General features: G+C 60.3%; 16 protein-coding genes and 1 tRNA gene. 8 read left to right on the forward strand and 9 right to left on the reverse strand.

The annotated features are described in order from the left end of the window. Positions 1-81: 81 nt before the first annotated feature. The 4 genes from M0654_RS08120 to M0654_RS08140 all read left to right on the forward strand — a co-directional run bounded on the left by M0654_RS08120 (position 82) and on the right by M0654_RS08140 (position 4,163). Entirely contained in the window at positions 82-1,185 is a 1,104-nt protein-coding gene (locus M0654_RS08120; protein ID WP_248682634.1) for a saccharopine dehydrogenase family protein, read from the forward strand. Between the two features lie 591 nt (positions 1,186-1,776). After that, the gene (locus M0654_RS23030; RefSeq protein WP_313791074.1) at positions 1,777-3,159 is read left to right on the forward strand and encodes a methyl-accepting chemotaxis protein; all 1,383 of its coding nucleotides are present in this window, start codon (positions 1,777-1,779) and stop codon (positions 3,157-3,159) included. A gap of 159 nt (positions 3,160-3,318) precedes the next feature. Next, positions 3,319-3,394 (forward strand) — tRNA-Thr (locus M0654_RS08135). A gap of 268 nt (positions 3,395-3,662) precedes the next feature. Continuing rightward, a complete protein-coding gene (locus M0654_RS08140) occupies positions 3,663-4,163 on the forward strand; it encodes a CopD family protein (RefSeq protein ID WP_248682635.1) in 501 nt (166 codons plus the stop codon). On the opposite strand, the gene M0654_RS08145 is transcribed toward M0654_RS08140, so the two are convergent. Beyond that, the gene (locus M0654_RS08145; protein WP_248682636.1) at positions 4,141-4,641 is read right to left on the reverse strand and encodes a DUF2231 domain-containing protein; all 501 of its coding nucleotides are present in this window, start codon (positions 4,639-4,641) and stop codon (positions 4,141-4,143) included. The two genes, M0654_RS08140 and M0654_RS08145, sit on opposite strands and share 23 nt — an antisense overlap. A 42-nt stretch (positions 4,642-4,683) precedes the next feature. Here M0654_RS08145 and coxB point away from each other — a divergent pair, with 42 nt between their 5' ends. Genes coxB through M0654_RS08160 form a run of 3 tightly spaced genes read left to right on the forward strand, consistent with a single transcriptional unit; the run spans position 4,684 to position 8,233 of the window. Then, entirely contained in the window at positions 4,684-5,370 is a 687-nt protein-coding gene (coxB, locus tag M0654_RS08150; protein WP_248682637.1) for a cytochrome c oxidase subunit II, read from the forward strand. Then, positions 5,367-7,880, forward strand: coding sequence for a cytochrome c oxidase subunit I (gene ctaD, locus M0654_RS08155; RefSeq protein WP_248682638.1), 2,514 nt, complete (start codon positions 5,367-5,369; stop codon positions 7,878-7,880). Before coxB ends, ctaD begins: the two co-directional genes overlap by 4 nt. Then, entirely contained in the window at positions 7,877-8,233 is a 357-nt protein-coding gene (locus tag M0654_RS08160) for a hypothetical protein (RefSeq protein ID WP_248682639.1), read from the forward strand. The genes ctaD and M0654_RS08160 overlap by 4 nt, the downstream gene beginning before the upstream one ends. 32 nt (positions 8,234-8,265) lie before the next feature. Here the strand turns inward: M0654_RS08160 and M0654_RS08165 are convergent, their stop codons facing one another. From M0654_RS08165 to M0654_RS08185, 5 genes are all read right to left on the reverse strand, one after another. Next, positions 8,266-9,453 carry a M20 aminoacylase family protein gene (locus M0654_RS08165; protein WP_248682640.1) on the reverse strand — a complete coding sequence of 396 codons (1,188 nt, stop codon included), beginning with the start codon at positions 9,451-9,453 and terminating at the stop codon, positions 8,266-8,268. Positions 9,454-9,518: 65 nt separating this feature from the next. Next, positions 9,519-10,313: an amino acid ABC transporter ATP-binding protein gene (locus M0654_RS08170; RefSeq protein ID WP_282571568.1), complete on the reverse strand. Its 795-nt coding sequence runs from the start codon at positions 10,311-10,313 to the stop codon at positions 9,519-9,521. Next, entirely contained in the window at positions 10,310-11,236 is a 927-nt protein-coding gene (locus tag M0654_RS08175) for an amino acid ABC transporter permease (protein ID WP_248682641.1), read from the reverse strand. The genes M0654_RS08170 and M0654_RS08175 overlap by 4 nt, the downstream gene beginning before the upstream one ends. Beyond that, positions 11,233-12,132, reverse strand: a complete 900-nt coding sequence (locus M0654_RS08180) for an ABC transporter substrate-binding protein (protein WP_248682642.1) — start codon at positions 12,130-12,132, stop codon at positions 11,233-11,235. The genes M0654_RS08175 and M0654_RS08180 overlap by 4 nt, the downstream gene beginning before the upstream one ends. A 55-nt stretch (positions 12,133-12,187) precedes the next feature. Then, positions 12,188-13,159: a nitrate ABC transporter substrate-binding protein gene (locus M0654_RS08185; protein WP_248682643.1), complete on the reverse strand. Its 972-nt coding sequence runs from the start codon at positions 13,157-13,159 to the stop codon at positions 12,188-12,190. A 100-nt stretch (positions 13,160-13,259) separates the two neighbouring features. Here M0654_RS08185 and M0654_RS08190 point away from each other — a divergent pair, with 100 nt between their 5' ends. Continuing rightward, positions 13,260-14,600, forward strand: coding sequence for an aminotransferase-like domain-containing protein (locus M0654_RS08190; RefSeq protein WP_248682644.1), 1,341 nt, complete (start codon positions 13,260-13,262; stop codon positions 14,598-14,600). A gap of 14 nt (positions 14,601-14,614) precedes the next feature. Here M0654_RS08190 and M0654_RS08195 read toward each other — a convergent pair whose 3' ends face one another. The 3 genes from M0654_RS08195 to M0654_RS08205 are packed head-to-tail and all read right to left on the reverse strand — an operon-like array spanning position 14,615 to position 17,467. Continuing rightward, positions 14,615-15,691, reverse strand: a complete 1,077-nt coding sequence (locus M0654_RS08195) for an ABC transporter ATP-binding protein (RefSeq protein ID WP_248682645.1) — start codon at positions 15,689-15,691, stop codon at positions 14,615-14,617. 4 nt (positions 15,692-15,695) lie between these two features. Beyond that, complete coding sequence (locus M0654_RS08200; protein ID WP_248682646.1) at positions 15,696-16,526, reverse strand: carbohydrate ABC transporter permease; 831 nt, start codon at positions 16,524-16,526, stop codon at positions 15,696-15,698. 5 nt (positions 16,527-16,531) lie between these two features. Beyond that, complete coding sequence (locus M0654_RS08205; protein ID WP_248682647.1) at positions 16,532-17,467, reverse strand: carbohydrate ABC transporter permease; 936 nt, start codon at positions 17,465-17,467, stop codon at positions 16,532-16,534. Positions 17,468-17,551: the final 84 nt, after the last annotated feature.

Below are 17,551 nucleotides of genomic sequence, written 5' to 3' on the forward strand. Positions count from 1 at the left end.
TGCTCAGTCCGCAGCTATGAAACAGCCAACCCGTGGTCCCTTATATGGGGAATGTGCTCGCGCTGAGAAATGGGGAATTGCATGAAGGACGTTGTGGTTATCGGAGCCGGCAAGATCGGTGGAGCGATCGCGCTGATGCTAGCGGAGACGGGAGACTACAAGGTCGTCGTCACCGATCGGGACGAGCAGCAGCTTGCCAAGATTGACCGCCATCCCGCGATCTCTACCGCCGCAGTTGATATCACCGACGGCGCCGCGCTCGTCAGCATCCTCAAGGGCAAGTTCGCCGTCCTCTCGGCCGCGCCCTTCAACCTGACAGGAAAGGTTGCCGAAGCCGCGCTGGAAGCGTACGTCCACTACCTCGACCTCACCGAAGACGTCGCGACGACAAAAAAGGTGGAAAAACTCGCCACCGGTGCCGAAGTGGCCTTCATCCCCCAGTGCGGTCTCGCGCCCGGCTTCATCTCGATCGTTGCCAATGAACTGGCGGGCCGGTTCGACACGCTCGACAGCGTGCGCATGCGCGTTGGCGCGTTACCGCAATATCCGTCAAATGCGCTAAACTACAACCTGACCTGGAGCACCGACGGGCTCATCAATGAATATATCGAGCCTTGCGAAGCTGTGGTTGAAGGCAAGCTCGTGACGGTTCCGGCGATGGAAGAGCGCGAGGAATTCTCACTTGATGGCGTCACCTACGAGGCCTTCAACACGTCTGGTGGCCTCGGCACGCTTGCAAAGTCGCTCGAAGGTCGCGTGCGCACCATGAACTACCGCACGATCCGCTATCCGGGTCATCAGGCAATTATCAAGGCGCTTCTCAACGACCTCAACCTCAAGAACCGCCGTGATGTCCTGAAGGACCTCTTCGAGAATGCGCTTCCGGCCACCATGCAGGACGTCGTCGTCATCTTCGTCACCGTCTGCGGCTGGAAGGATGGTCGCTACCTGCAGGAAACCTATGCGAGCAAGGTCTATGCAGGCGTCGTTGCCGGCAAGAAGATGAGCGCGATCCAGATCACCACGGCAGCCGGCATCACTACGGTTCTTGATCTCCTCGCGGAAGGCAGGCTTCCGCAGAAGGGATTCGTGCGCCAGGAAGAGATCGCGCTGGGCGACTTCCTCAACAGCCGCTTTGGTCGGGTTTATGATCCGGAAGCCGTGCGTCTGAAGCAGGCCGTCTAGTCCACCAACGATCATCCGGAGGCTCCCGATCGGAAAATTGATCGGTAGTTTCTTGGTTGTGACCGCCAGACGCTTACATTGCTGATACCGCTCGGAAGAAGCGCCTTGAGCACGCCCTGGCGGGTGTGCTCGCTGTGCTCGATCATCGCCGCCCGCGCCTTTTCGCTGTCCCGCAGGCGCAGCACGCCTGCGATATGCCGGTGACCGTCATTTCGTCTCAGGGTTCACGTCAAGTCTGCGCGCACCGAGATGAAAAAAGACGCGCGCATTCATCAAGTAGCGTCAACACCATTACCGGCTCGGCCAATTGTTCGCTCGCACCCATGTCGGTCAGCCAAGACAGGCAAATCAAAACTCATGGCCTTCCAGGCTCCGCCACGCGGCGGCGAAATGATCTGCCGTTCTTCGGCGACCGCGTCGAGCGTGAAGGAACGGCGTCTTCTTCATCTAAGGGCACGTGGCGATCGACCTCTGATCGGAGCTGCCGAGCTGATCCATTGTAATCCGGCGATGGACCGCCCGCTCGCCTCACCGTCACGATCCGTTAAGCATCCTTGACTAAAAAAGCCCCAGCTAATGGGGATGCACGACATGTTTTTCAAGCCAAAACCGACCATGCACAGCCAGGTCTGCGAGTACCTGTTCGAAAGTTCGCCGGATGCCTATTTCGTCATCGAGAACGGCCGGATCATCAACTGCAACCGCTCGATGGAAAAGATGCTTGGCCTGCCGAAGGACAAGATCATCGGTGTTGAACCGGGCAAGCTTTCGCCGGAATTCCAGCCAGATGGCCGGCGCTCTGCCGATGCTGCGGCCGAGGTGTTTGCAGCCGTCGAGCGGGACGGTTCGCATCGCTTCGAATGGGTTCACCAGACACTGGATGGCAAGCCATTGCAGGTCCTGGTGACGATGATGCTCACGATGATTGAAGGCAAGCCGGTGATGGTGTCGTTCTGGCAGGACATTGCCGAACTCGTGGCCTATCGCAAACGTACCGAAGAAACCATGAAGCGGGACGCGGCCAAGCGGCAGGAGCAGGAGCGCGTCTTTGCAGCGCTTGCCACCTCACTTAGCGCCCTCTCGCGCGGCGACCTTCGCTGCCAGCTGAACGAGCGGTTCGGCGACGAATACGAAAGCCTGCGCGGCAACTTCAACGCCATGATCAACCAGCTTGCGTCCGTCATGGGCGAAGTCAGCCAGAACGCCGCGGCCCTCACCGCCGTCAGCGAAGAGATCAGCTCCGCGACGAATGATCTTGCCAAGCGAACGGAGCAGCAGGCGACCTCGGTTGAGGAAACCGCCGCCGCCTTGGAGCAGATCACGACGGCCGTAGAACAGTCCGCGAGCCGCGCCGAGGAAGCCGGCCGGATCGTCGACAACACCCGCCAGAGCGCCGAACTCTCCGGCGAAGTGGTGCATGATGCCGTCTCGGCGATGGAAGACATTGAAAGGTCCTCGGACGAGATCAACAACATCATCAGCGTGATCGACGAGATCGCCTTCCAAACGAACCTCCTGGCGCTGAACGCCGGCGTCGAGGCCGCTCGCGCCGGGGACGCCGGCAAGGGCTTTGCGGTCGTGGCACAGGAAGTCCGTGAGCTTGCGCAACGTTCCGCCTTGGCGGCCAAGGAAATCAAGGCGCTCATCAGCGCGTCGAGCGGACAGGTGAAGAACGGCGTGGCACTCGTCGCCAAGACCGGCGATGTTCTCCAGAAAATTGCCGGTGACGTGCAGGAAATCAGCCGTCACGTGAGCGCGATCGTCTCGTCGACCCATGAACAGGCAACGGCCGTGCGTGAAATCAAAATGGCCGTCGGCACCATCGACCGCGGCACGCAGCAGAACGCTGCCATGGTTGAAGAAACCGCGGCCGCGGCAAGCCAACTTGCAACTCAGGCACAGATGCTCAACAACGTGGCAGCGCAGTTCCAGACGGAGCAGCAGGTACGGCCTCAGCACCGTCTCGCCGCCTAAGGCATATTTGCCGGATCGGCTGAGAGGGCGGCGTGGCCGACCACGCCGCCTTTGGTCCTTTCGGGCCAGCCTCACTCGCCATGACTTCGTGAGAACCAAATTCTGCCCGATATATTTTAGCAAGACCTTGTTAATCTGAATTTGGCATGATGCGCATACGCCCCTCGTAGCTCAACGCCAGAGCAGCTACCTCGTTTGTAGCAGATCCAGGTTCAACTCCTTGGCAGGGGCACCACTCTATTCGGCTCCCTAACCGCCGCGCTGCTCGAGGACATCCTTGGCGACTCCTCTGCAGCTCCCAGAACGGGTGCAATCGATCACTCACAGCTTGTTGTGCACCCGAATACTGGCTCCGACAGCGCTCCGCCCTAGATGGACATTCGCAACAGGGGGAACCGACAGCCGATGCCATATTCAGGTTTGCTCACAACACGCGCGGCGCGAGACGGTTCGAACGCAACAGACACTGGGGCATTCCCGAATAGCATGAGCGGGAACCCGGCGTGATCCTGGCGCTGAAGGTCATACATATCGCGGCCATTGCCATCTGGGCGGGTGGTATCGTGAGCCTTCCGGGCCTTTACGTCCAGCGCGCGCACGTCCAGGATAAGGAGTCCCTGTATCGCCTGCAGATGATGGTGCGGTTCGCATATGTCTCCATCATCTCTCCGGCAGCCTTCCTTGCGGTCATCAGCGGCACACTGCTGATCTTCGGAAGAGAAACCTTCGCCGGCTGGTTCTCCATCAAGCTGTTTTTCGTGGGGCTCCTGGTCATCCTCCACGTCCTCACAGGCCTCATCATCATCCGCCTGTTCCGGGAGGGCGAGATCTATCCCGTCTGGCGCTTCATCGTAGCGACCATCATCACCTGCGCCGTCATCCTCGTCATTCTGCTGGTTGTTCTGGCAAAGCCGCCGATCGACATCGCCATCCCCGCCGCGCTCATGGAGCCGGGCGGCCTGCGGCGCCTCGTCCAGGGCCTCAGTCCCTGGACGATACCATGAGGCCGATGCCATGATCGAAGATCAGCTTGCCCCCATGCCACCCCGCCATCCCGGTGATAACCGCGGCCATCGCCGACACGAGCAGGCCGTGGGGCAAGACATCGGCGGCATCCGTGACCCTCATTCCCCAGTTGAGGCCGCAAATCGCGATCAAGGTGACGGCAGCAATGGCATGAGCCCAGCTTGCCACCCTTTCACGGATGCCCGCAACGGCCAGCAATTCGACTGTGCCCACCGCGCCGGCCGCCAGCCCCAGAAAGAAGGCGCCGCCGGAAGACCATACACCTGCCCGCAACCAGAATGGGTCGGCAGACCACCAGTAGAAGACGTCAACGCCCAGTGTGACGAAGACGAGCGCGATCGGAAAATGCACGGTCATGGCATGAAGGGGATGACCGGCGACTGCCACCGCGGAACTGGCGTCCTTCTCCTCGATCTTGGAGATCACCGGATTGGCGCTGTCGCTCGTCTCTTCCATTGCGTCGCTCCTCTTTCGCGAACAATACCGGTGCCGGGTCGCTTGTTCCCGAAATTCACCGGCATGGGCAGCCTCGCTATAGTTGCCGGCTGCAGCGGCGACCTTTCGGCTCTGGACCCTGCTGGTCCTTCGGCCGCTTCCATCGCCACCTTATGGTGGGTGATGCTTGCGGTCGCAGCCGTCCTGTTCCTGCTGGTCGTCGGGCTGTTCCTGGCAACCGTCTTCGTCCCCCATTTTGGCCGGCGCGTGACACAGGGTCAGTGGATCATCTATGGCGGGATCGCGCTTCCGCTACCCCTGCTGGTCCTCCTCACCTTCTTTGCCTTCTGGCAGGGCGAGTATCTGCTTCGCGGAGCAGGTCCGCCGCCCGATGATATCTATCGTGTTGAGGCGCATGGCACGATGTGGTCGTGGCAGTTCTCCTATCCAGACGCACCGGGGAAAGCGCCGACGCAGGACGTGCTGCATATTCCGGCAGCGCGCACGGTCGAGATTGCCGTCACAAGCGGCGATGTCATCCACAGCTTCTGGATCCCCCGTTTGGGCGGCAAGATAGATGCCGTACCGGGACACGTGAACTACCTGAGGCTTCGCGCAGATCACCCCGGACGATACGGCGGGGTCTGCTCGGAGTACTGCGGCACGGGGCATGCCGGCATGCGGTTCGAGGTGGAGGCCTTCGAAGATGCTGCTTCTGCAGCGGTGTCTGAAAGCGAGGAGTGGAAATGACCGAGTGTCACGAGCAAAAGCTGTCTCCGGTGGCGCTCCACCACGCTCTTGAGGCGGTGTGGGGCACCGAACCGGGTTGGCGCAGGCTGGCAACGATCAACCACAATGTCGTCGGCAAGCGCTTCATGCTGACGGCGCTGATCTTCTTCGCGGTCGGCGGTCTGCTGGCGATGCTGATCCGGGTGCAACTTGCCTCGTCGGAAAGCGTGTTCATGGATGCGGACCAGTACGCCCAGGTCTTCACCATGCACGGTTCCATCATGATGTTCCTGTTCGCCATACCTTTCTTCGAGGGGCTGACGATCTACCTGCTGCCAAAGCTTCTCGGAACCCGTGACCTCGCCTTCCCCCGCATGTCTGCCTATGGTTACTGGTGTTACCTTTTTGGCGGGTCCATCCTCATCGCCGCATTGGTCGGCGGCGTCGCGCCCGATAGCGGCTGGTTCATGTACACGCCGCTTTCATCCTCGACCTATGCACCCGGCATCAACTCCGACGTTTGGCTGCTCGGCATCACCTTCGTTGAAATTTCCGCTCTGTCCGCCTCGATCGAGATCATCGTGACGATCCTGAAGCTGAGAGCCGCCGGCATGTCCCTGGACAGGATGCCGATCTTCGCGTGGTACATGCTGGTGGTCGCGACGATGATGCTGGTCGGTTTCCCGCCGCTCATCCTCGGCTCCATTCTGCTCGAACTCGAGCGCGCCTTCGACCTTCCCTTTTTTAATCCAACACGCGGCGGCGATCCGCTTTTGTGGCAACATCTTTTCTGGCTGTTCGGCCATCCGGAAGTCTACATCATCTTCCTGCCCGCGGCCGGGGCGATTTCCACAATCCTGCCGGTCTTTGCCGGCACACCGTTGGCGGGCTACCGCATCATCGTTGCCGCGCTTGTTTCCATGGCCTTCCTCTCGTTCGGGCTCTGGGTCCACCACATGTACACGACCGGCATTCCGCATGTGGCGCTGTCGTTCTTTTCAGCGGCAAGCGCGCTGGTGGCAGTACCGACCGCAATCCAGATCTTCGCCTGGCTCGCGACCATCAGCCATGGAAGGCCGCGGTTCAGCATCCCGATGCTGCACATCTTCGGCTTCTTCTTCGTCTTCGTCATTGGTGGCCTGACGGGGGTGATGCTGGCCATGGTCCCATTCGACTGGCAGGCCCACGACACCCATTTCGTCATCGCGCATCTCCACTATGTCCTGGTCGGCGGCTTCGTATTCCCGATGATGGCTGCCGCATACTATTGGCTGCCTCACATCACCGGGCGACAGCCGGTCCAGCACCTGTCGCAAGCCGCGTTCTGGATGATCTTCATCGGCTTCAACGTGACCTTCTTCATGATGCACCTGACTGGGCTGCGCGGCATGCCGCGGCGAGTCTTCGAATATCCGAGTGAGTCGGGATGGGAGACGCTGAACTTCATCTCCTCCATGGGAAGTTTCGTGATGGCGATGGGTTTTGCCTTGCTGGCGCTGGATTTCATCCTGCTCTTCCGGTTCGGGCGGCGATACCATCGCAACCCGTGGAAAGCTGGAACACTGGAATGGGCGATGCCGACACCTCCAGCGTCCTACAACTTCGCTTCCCTGCCATCCGTCGACCGGCGCGCAGACCAGCTCGAGCCAAATACGCTGGGCGCGCAACTTGCTGCGGGCGAAGGATATCTTGGATTTCTTCGCGATGACCGCATGGAACTCCTCGCGGTTAATATCGTCTCGGGCGAACCGGAGCATGTGGTTCGTTTCCCCCGCCAAAGCTACCTTCCGCTTCTGACCGCGGTTGCAACTGGCGGCGTGTTCGGCTCGCTGTTGCTGAAGCTCTACTGGCTGACGCCACTTGCGTTCATCGCCGTTGTTCTTCTCTTCCTGTGCTGGACACCCGACACCGGTGAAAAACGTGACCTAAATAGCCTGCCAATCGGCAACCACGTGGAAGTTCCGCCGCATCTCGAAGCCGAACGACCTCCGTCCTGGTGGGCCATGACGCTTGCGATCGTGGCAGATGCGACAAGCTACATCTCGCTACTCTTCGGTGGGCTTTTTCTCTGGGTTTCGGCACCAAACTGGCCACCCGCCGTCACTGTCGAGATTGCCATTGCGCCTTGCGTGGTCATCGCCGTTTTGTTGATGGTGTCCGCGCTGTGCTCTCATAGGGCAATTCCGGCAGGACAACATGCTTCGGGCCACCTGCTGATTTGCGCGCTTGCCCAGGCAGCCAGCACGGTTGGGTTTGTCTGGCTTTCGCTGACCAGCGTTCCGGACCCCAGCCAGCACGCAGTGGCGGCCACCGTCTTCATTGTCTTCGTTTATGCCGGGCTTCATTGTGGCCTAAGCGCGGTCTTGGGTAGCTATGGCCTATGGCGCATCCGCAACGGCTATGTCTCTGCGCGGCGGAACCTTGATCTGCGCATCTCGAATCTCTGGCAGGAATATTCGACGATAATCGGCGGCGCGTCACTCGTGTTTCCTGCCCTTCTTGCGAGCCTTGCCAACGGATCAGCACCATGACTGTCCCGCCGCTCATCGCACTCATCGCCAGCTTTGCCCTGTGGAGCCTGATCTTCATCCTGTTCTACGCCGCACAGGCAACAGGGTGTCATCTCGTAGGCGGCGACAATGCAATGCGCATGTCCGACCCGTACATTCTGCGTGCCGTGCTCAGCCTTTGCATTGCTGTCGCGTCGGCGGCGATGTTGCTGCTGTTCCTGAAAAGCCGACGACTGCGCCGGCAGCAACCACAGCAGGCGGAAACAACCTCCAGCTTTTTCAGCGAACTCGCCACCTATGTCTGGGCCGGGGCACTCTTCGCGACACCGTTCTGCTTCGGCGGTGTCGCGTGGCTGACCCTTTGCGGGACCTGAACCCTTAGGGTTTGGCTGTCTGGGCGAGCGCCTTAAGCTTCGTCCAGATAACGCTCCGCCAACCTCGCCCACATCGCTGCACCCGTGGTTAGGCTGTCGTCGTTGAAGTCGTACTTCGAGGAATGAAGAATGGCGGAGTCCGTACCGTTGCCGAGACGGAGGAAGCTGCCGGGACGGTGGTGGAGGAAATAGGCAAAGTCTTCGCTGCCCGGCAAGGGTGGGCAAGTCGAGACGTTGTCCGAGCCCACAAGCTCTTCGGCCACCTGACGTGCAAAGGCGGTCTCAGTCTCTGAGTTCATCACGACTGGGTAACCGTACTCGTACTCGATTTCTGCGGTCGCGCCATGACCCTCGGCAACACTGTGCGTCAGCTTGCGGATGCGTTCCTCCAGAAGCGTAGCGACAGCTGGATCGAAGTAGCGAACGCTCATCGAGATCTTCGCGGTGTTCGGGATGACGTTCGAGGCTTCGCCGGCATGGATCGTGCTGACCGTCACGACCGCCGTTTGGGTAGGGTCGACATTGCGGGAGACGATCGACTGCAGCGTCATGACGAGATTGCAGGCAACGAGGACGGGGTCCACCGTCAGGTGCGGCCGAGAAGCGTGGCCACCCTTGCCGGTGATGGTGATACGAACCGTGTTGCCGCCCGCCATGATGGCGCCCGGACGCGTTAGGATGGCGCCCGCCGGCATTCCCGGATGATTGTGCAAGCCGAAGATGGCATCGATCGGGAAGCGCTCGAACAGACCGTCGGCGATCATCTTCTGCGCGCCGCTCTCATTTCCGGCCTCCTCGGCCGGCTGAAAGATCAAGGTCACGGTGCCGTTGAACCGCCGCGTGCGCGCGAGGTATTCCGCCGCGCCTAAGAGCATGGTCGTATGGCCGTCGTGGCCGCAGGCGTGCATCTTGCCCGCGAAGATGCTCGCATAGGCCGCGCCCGTCTCTTCCATGATGGGCAGCGCATCCATGTCGGCGCGGATGCCGATGCTCTTGGTGCCGGTGCCGTTCTTCAGCGTCGCGACCACCCCGTGGCCACCAACATTACGGCTGACCTGGTATCCCCAGCTCTCAAGCCTGTCTGCCACGAAACGCGCCGTTTCAACTTCCTCGAAGGAGAGTTCCGGATGGCTGTGCAGATGCTGGCGCGTGGCCTTCAGCTCTGCCTCCATCGTGTCGAAATCGGAGACGCGGGCGTAGAGATTGTCTTGAGCAGGCATAGATTATCCAGACTTGATCCAAATGCATGAAGCCACGGCCATGCAGCCGTGGCGGCTCCGCGGAACTACAGGAAGCGCGCCAGGAAGGCCTGGGTGCGGGGATGCTGCGGGTTTCCGATCACGTCTTCCGGGCGTCCCTGTTCAACAACGACCCCACCGTCCATGAACACGACACGGTCGGCCGCCTCCTTTGCGAAACCGATCTCGTGGGTGACGACGATCATCGTCAGGCCCTGCTTGGCCAGATCCTTCATCGTTGCCAGCACTTCGCCGACGAGCTCCGGATCCAGCGCAGAGGTCGGTTCATCAAACAGCATCAACTTCGGCTTGATTGCCAGCGCCCGGGCGATAGCGACACGTTGCTGCTGGCCGCCGGAAAGCTGGCGCGGGTAGCTGTTTTCCTTCTCGGAAAGGCCAACGCGCTTGAGCAGTTGGCGGGCGTTCTCGATCGCGTCCCTGCGGCTTTCGCCATGCACCCCGACCGGCGCTTCGATAATGTTCTGCAGCACGGTCATGTGCGGGTAGAGATTGAACTGCTGGAACACCATACCGATCTTCCGGCGCTGGCGGGCGATACCGTTCGGCGTCAGCTTCTGCAGCTTGTCATTCTTCACCCGGTAGCCGATCTGCTCGCCGTCCACTTCGATGAAGCCCTTCTGGATCGCTTCGAGGTGGTTGATGCAGCGCAGGAAGGTCGATTTACCCGAACCCGACGGGCCCAGGATGACCACCACCTCACCCGGAGCGACATCGAGGTCGATGCCCTTCAGCACCTCAAGCTGGTCGAAGGACTTGTGGACGTTGCGTGCCTGCACAAGCGCCTTGGTGCCCGCCGAACTTTGATTGACAGCGCCGGTCAATGGCTCGCCTCCTCGGTAGTGGCAGCGGTCTTGGCAACACCGGCATTGCGGCGGTCGCTGCGACCGTAATAGGCCTCGATATAGCTCTGCCCGACGTTCAGGACCGACGTGATGAGCAGGTACCAGATGACGGCGACCATCAGCATCGGGATGATCTCGAACGTCCGGTTGTAGATCGACTGCACGGAGTAAAGCAGGTCGGCCATGGCGATGACGCTGACGAGCGAAGTTGCCTTGATCATGCTGATGAGCTGATTGCCTGTCGGCGGCACGATGGATCGCATTGCCTGCGGAATGATGATCCGGCGCAGCGCGCGGCCCTTGGTCATGCCGAAGGCCTCGGCCGTTTCAGCCTGGCCGCGCTCGACCGAAAGCAGTCCGCCACGGATAATCTCGGCCATGTACGCCGCTTCGTTGAGCGCGAGGCCGACGATGGCTGCGGTCATCGGTGTGATAACGGAATTGGTATCCCAGCTCGCCAGCGTGGGGCCGAACGGGATTGCGATCGACAGCTGCGGAAACAGCGTCGACATATTGTACCAGAAGATCAACTGGACAAGCAGCGGCGTGCCGCGGAAGAACCAGATGAACAGAGACGCAAAGCCACTTGCCAGCCTGTCGTTCGACATGCGCATGATGGCAATGACGAGGCCAAGCGCCACACCCAGGATCATTGCGACGACGGTCAGGCCAAGGCTGACGTAGAGGCCGCTCAGCACGATCGGGTCAAAGAAATATTGAGCGACAACCGGCCAGCCGAAATTCTCATTCTTGGCAACGATCCAGCTGAAATCGACAACTACAATCGCCACGATCAGCCAGAGTGCGAGGCGTCCAAACGGGAACGGCGCATGCGCCGTCGCTACGTCGCGGAACTCCGTAGCCCCCGAAGGGGCTACGCGTGGTGTGGCGTTTGAGCTCATTTCGGCAGCTGCCCGCCGAGGTTGATGCCCGGGCTCTCCAGCATGTTGTTCTCAAGACCCCACTTCTTCATGATCTCAGCATAGGTGCCGTTTTCCATCAGGATCTTGATGCCGTCGAGAAGGACGGGGCCGAGCGGCGAGCCCTTCGGGACAACGGCACCCTGGTAGAGGTTGTCAAAACCGTTCTTTTCGCCAACGCCGGTCAGTTCCAGCTGCCCATTCGCCTGCGAGACGAAGTAGGTGAGCGGGGCCTGCGAGGAGAAGAATGCATCTGCGCGCTTGGAACGTACCGCAAGGATCGATGCAGGCTGGTCGGTGTATGACTGCACGACGATGGCATCCTTGCCATCTGCCTTGCATTTTTCCACCTGGGCCTGGATGACACGCTCCGCAGAGCCGCCGGCCATGACGGCGATGGTGTTGCCACAAGCGGTATCGAGCGAGGTGATACCCTTCGGGTTACCCTTCTGCACGGCGAAAACCACGAATTCCTGAACCCAATCGACGAAATCGTTGGCTTCTTCGCGGCTCTTGAAGTCGCCGATCGGGCCAAAGGCAAACTGGTAGCGGTTGGAGTTCACACCCGCCAGCAGAGCTGGCAGACCGCCAACCGTCGCATGGTCGATCTTCACACCCAGGACCTGCCCAAGCGCGTCCGTAAGGTCCGCGCTGGCCCCGGTCATCTCGGTGCCCGTCACGATTTCATAAGGAGGGAAAGAGCCGTTGTTGACGGAGGTCATCTTTCCGGCTGCCTTGATCTCCTCCGGCAGGCGATCATGCAGTTCCTTCACCATTTCAAGCTTGGCGGCTTCCTGCGCGCCAGCACTAATGGGGAGCACGACGCTAGCAAGAGCGGCGCCAACCATTGCGAGGGTTTTCAGTTTCGTGTGCGACATTTTCATTCCCTTTGTTATACTGAATTCTAGGCTTCAGCGCCGGGCGGACTCACATCTATCCGATCCGGCTTCCGTCAGTGTCGTAGGCAAAAAGCTCTTCCGGCGTCATATGACGCTTCATGATGCCCTGGACATGGAGTTCCCTGGCGAAATCATCGATCATCTTGCGGTTCACCGCGAAGCCGCTTGCATCCCAACCCTTCGGCAGGTCGCGGGCTGTCTTCAGCACCTCGTCAAACATCCACGGCGTGGTCTCGGCATATTTGCGGCGCTTCTCTGTCCACATCTTCTGTGACTCATCGATCAGGTGATTGAGCTCGGCGATCACCCATGGATGAGCCGCGACAATGTCTGACTTGATGCCGATGAGGTGCATCCCCGGCACATAGCCAACATCATTGAAGTAACGCTGCTCCTCGCCGCGGAAGTCTGCCAGAACCTGCCGGAATGGGGAACCGGGCTCAAAGTAGCCGTTCGGCATGAACGGCGTGAAGATGGCATCCAGTTGCCCCTCACGAAGGAGGTCCACCATCGGGCGCTCACCGGGGCAAGCCTCGATCAGTCCTGGCTGGCCAAAGCCATCGAGGCGATCGGTGATGGGATGCGCGTCAGTGAGGCGACCGGCAAACCACCTCGCGTCCTTCACCTCGACACCTTCGCGACGAATGGCAGCGCGGGTCCAGGTGTTGCCGCTATCGCGCCATCCGGTAACGCCGATGCGTTTCCCCTTGAGCTGGCCCAGCGTCGTCATGTCGCTGTCGACCATTGTCATGATGCAGCGATGGCGAAACCCGCGCATGATGAAATTGGGAATGCCGATAACGCTCTTGTCGCCATCATGACGCATCTGCGTGTAGCGGCTGAAGGACATTTCGGCCGCTTGGTAGTCGGGGTCCGTCCCGAGATGCGAGATCAGCGTGCCAACGCGATCCACCTCCACCTCGAGCTTGTCCGACGTGATGTCGCCCAGCACGAGCGGCGTCATGTAGTCCCAGTCACGCAGTGCAATCTTCAGGCGCAATTTCATCATTCACTCTTCACAACAGGCTTGTTATCCGGAGGATAGAATGTTCAACTCTTCCTGATCAAATGTTATTACGTTATTGAACATTAAAGCTGGTGATGAAATGAGCGACGCCTTCACGTCGAGTTGGTTTGCCGAAAAAATAAGCGACCGCTCCATTCGCGGAATTGCATCGGAAACCAGGGCTTTAATCAGAGCCGGTGTGTTGCCGGTTGGCGCCAAGCTGCCACCCATCCGCGATCTGGCTTTTATGCTGGGGGTTAGCCCTGCGACTATCTCGGAGGCTTGGAGCGAGCTGCGCCGGCAGAAGATCATCACCGGGAGGGGACGCAACGGCACACGCGTAAGCGGCGATAGCTTAACCGCCAAGCCGGAAAGGCTCGCCAGTTCCGGCAACTATGGCGCAGGCGTACTTGATTTGACGATGGCCGTTCCAGATCAGATGCTGCTTCCGCGACTTGACCAGGCACTCGTCTATGGCGCTTCAGTCAGTGACCTGAACAGCTATGAGCGCAGCCGCATCCTGCCGGAACTGGAGGTGCAGGTACGGCAAAGCTGGCCATACGACGCGGAAGCATTCCTTGCCACCAACGGCGGATACAACGCGGTCTATACGCTCATCCACGCGCTCGTTCCGCCCGGCGCCGCCGTGGCGATCGAGGAGCCGACCGGCATGCGTCTCCTCGACATCCTGGAAGATCACGGCGCGAAAATCCTGCCGGTTCAATGCGATGAGCACGGGCCCAAGCCGGAGGCTCTCCGGCAGGCCCTGCGGGAAAAGCCCGTGGCATTTCTTTTCCAGCCCGGACTGCATTCGGTAACCGGCCAGACCGTCTCCGCCGAACGCTTCCAGGAACTGGCGGACGAGCTACGGCACAGCGATGTCATGATCGTCGAGGATGACGGCGTCGGCGCCATTTGCGCAGAACCTCGACGGTCGCTCGGCACCGAGTTTCCGGATCGGCTCATCCACATCCTGTCCTATTCCAAGACCTTGGGCCCGGACCTGCGCCTGGCGGTCTTGTCTAGCACGCGCGCGATCATCGACCAGATCCAGTCCTATCGAAGCTTCAGTTCCGGCTGGACAAGCCGCATCCTACAGGGTGCCGCAGCATGGATGCTGCGCGATCCGCACGTTGCCGAACAGCTGGAAAAGGCGCGCGCGATATATAAAGGCCGCCGCGACAGTCTCACAGACGCCCTTCATGCGGGTGGCCTGGAAGTACCGCAAGGCAGCGGGCTTTGCGCCTGGGTTCCCGTCGCGTCAGAACAGTTCGCCCTCGTGACACTTGCGGCACGCGGGATTGCCGTGCAGCCGGGGGCGAAGTTTGCACTGCAGCCGTACAATCATCTGCGTGTATCGACGAGTACGCTCACCGACCGTTGCGAAGAGGTCGCCGATGCTCTCGCCTTGGCCGCCGATCCCGGCGACTTTGGCCATTGAGAACAATTACCGGTTCATGCCTGTGGAGCGACTGGATTCGCGCGAACCCCGCTGCTGTCGAAGACGTGGATCTGCTTTGACGGGAAGGCGACGTGGACCGTCGGACCGGCTGACAAGGCGGCCCGATCCGTTGTGAAGACTTTGAATGCCAGCCCATGCAGCGAGAGGTGGAGGATAATTCCAAAGCCAGTAGGCTCCACGAGGTCGACGGTAGCCGCCATGCCCTCCCCTTCTGCGGCGAGTACCACGTGCTCGGGACGGATACCAACCGTCACCTTCGCCCCATCCTCTAACGCGAGCGCGCCCGGCAGGGTGACGACCGTTTTGTCCGCCAGGGTAACGTTGCCGCCGGCGTAGGTCGCTTCCAGGAAGTTCATTCCTGGGGAGCCGATGAAACCGGCAACGAACATGTTGGCCGGACGATCGTAGAGTTCCAGCGGCGCGCCCACTTGCTGCACCACCCCTCCATGCATGGCAACAATCCGGTCCGCCAGCGTCATCGCTTCGATCTGGTCATGGGTCACGTAGATCGAGGTGGCTTTGAGTTCGCCGTGCATCTTCTTGATCTCGGCGCGCATCTGTTCGCGCAGGCGCGCGTCGAGGTTCGACAATGGCTCGTCGAACAGAAACGCTTTCGGCTGGCGCACGATCGCACGTCCCATGGCAACGCGTTGCCGCTGACCACCGGACAATGCGCGTGGTCGGCGATCGAGCAGCGCTTCGAGACCGAGCTTGGAGGCCGCGCCGGCCACCGCCGCGGTAATCTTCTCCTTGGCCGCCTTACGCAGTTTAAGGCTGTAGCTCATGTTCCCGGCGACGTTCATGTGCGGATAGAGCGCGTAGGACTGGAACACCATCGCGATGTCGCGGTCTTTCGGGTGCAGTTCATTCACCCGCTTTCCATCGATGCGCATCTCGCCGGCGGTGACGCCCTCCAAGCCTGCAATCATGCGCAACAACGTCGACTTGCCGCAGCCGGAAGGGCCGACGAGAACGACGAACTCGCCGTCCTTGATCTTCAGGTCGATGTCATGCAGCACCTGCACATGGCCGTATGCCTTCTTGACGTTCTGGATATCGATCGATGCCATGTGATTACCCTTTGACCGCGCCGGCCGTCAGGCCCTGGACGAGGTAGCGCTGGATGAGCAGGAAGAAGAGAGCAGCCGGGATGAGCGCAAGAATGCCCGCGGCCATCATCTGCCCGAAGTCCACCGAGAATTTTGAGACGAAGGTCAGCAAGCCGACCGGGAATGTGGCAGCGTTGTTGCCGTTGATCAGCATCAGCGCAAACAGGAGCTCGCTCCATGCCGCGGTGAAGACAAAGCCAAGCGTGGCGGCTATCCCGGGAAGCGTCAAAGGCAGGATGATTTCGCGGAAAGCCATGAACTTGGTGGCGCCGTCGATCATCGCGGCTTCCTCCAGATCCTTCGGAATTGCGTCGAAGAAGGACTGCATCAGGAAGGTTGCAAACGGCACGTTGAATGCGGTGTAGACCACGATCAGCCCGGTCAGGCTGTTCGTCAGCCCTAACGGCGTGAGGATCTTGAAGATCGGCGCCACCAGCATGACCAGCGGGAACATCTGCGTCAGCAACATCAGCGCCACGATCCAATACTTGGCGCGGAAATGGAAGCGCGAAAGGGCGTAACCGGACAAGGAAGCGCAGATCGTTACGATGACGGCGGTGGAGCCGGAAACGATCAGGCTGTTCTTGAAGAAGGTCGGGAAGGCGCTGTGCTGCAGCACGAAGGCGTAGTGTTCCCACGTTGTCTGCGAGGGCCACATGCGCACGCCCTCGGAATAAAGCAGGGAATTCGGCGTGACCGATACTTTCAGCAACCAGAACAGCGGGAAGAGCGCGAAGATGACGTAGGCAAGCAGCGCCAGGCGATGCGCGACGGTCGGAAGAAGCGATGTTTTCATGACCCTCACCCCTTGTTCAGCAAAGTCTGCCGCAGCAGGATGATCAGCATCGAATAGGCCAGCAGCAGCACGAGCAGCACCAGCGCGATCGCCGAGGCATAACCAAAGTCGAGCGCCTTGAAGGCCTGGGTGAAGATATAGCTGGCAACGATCTGGGTTCGATCGGCCGGACCGCCACCCGTCATGACGACGATGAGGTCGGCAAAGTTGGAGACCCAGACCGTGCGAAGAAGCACCGTGATGGCGATGGTCGGCGCGAGGAACGGCAGCGTGATCGACCAGAAGCGCTGAAACCACGACGCGCCATCGATCGAGGCCGCTTCATAAAGATCGCGCGGGATGGATTGGAGCGCAGCGAGAAGCGTGATCGCGAAGAACGGGATACCCCACCAGACGTTGGCGATAATCGGTCCCCACATCGCATATTGCGGATCGGAAAGGATGTTGCCGGGCTGGCTCATCAGGCCAATACCGTAAAGCCAGTGCGGGAGCGGCCCGATCACTGGGTTAAACAGCCAGGCCCAGTTGAGACCACCGAGAAAGGACGGCACGGCCCATGGCAGAAACACCAATGCCTGAACGATGCCGCGGCCCATGAACGGCTTGTCGAGCAGAAGCGCCAGGATGAGTCCGAATACGAACTGGAGGAAGACGGAGGCGCCGGTCCACCACAGTGTGTTCTTCAGCGCGGTGTAAAAAGCCTTGTCCTTCGACAGGGTTTCGAAATGTTCAAGCCCGATGAAGCCGCCGGAGAACGGATTGAGCAGTTGGATATCGCGAAATGCGTAAGAGATGCCAACGACGAGCGGCACCAGCATAACAACGATGATGAGGATCAGCGCTGGCGCGCTGTACAAATAAGGCTCCGAGGCATCGGCAAGGCGCTTTTGCCACGGCCTGCGATCCTGGCGACGCGCATGGGCGTCGGCGGTCATGGACATCGGACAGTATCCTGTTCGCGGCGCAGTCCTGCGCCGTCATTGCATCAGGGAAGGAGTGGTGTCGGTGCGGGCATGCCCGCACCG

It is taken from the genome of Neorhizobium turbinariae, from assembly GCF_023223505.1.
Classification (GTDB): Bacteria; Pseudomonadota; Alphaproteobacteria; order Rhizobiales; family Rhizobiaceae; genus Neorhizobium; species Neorhizobium turbinariae.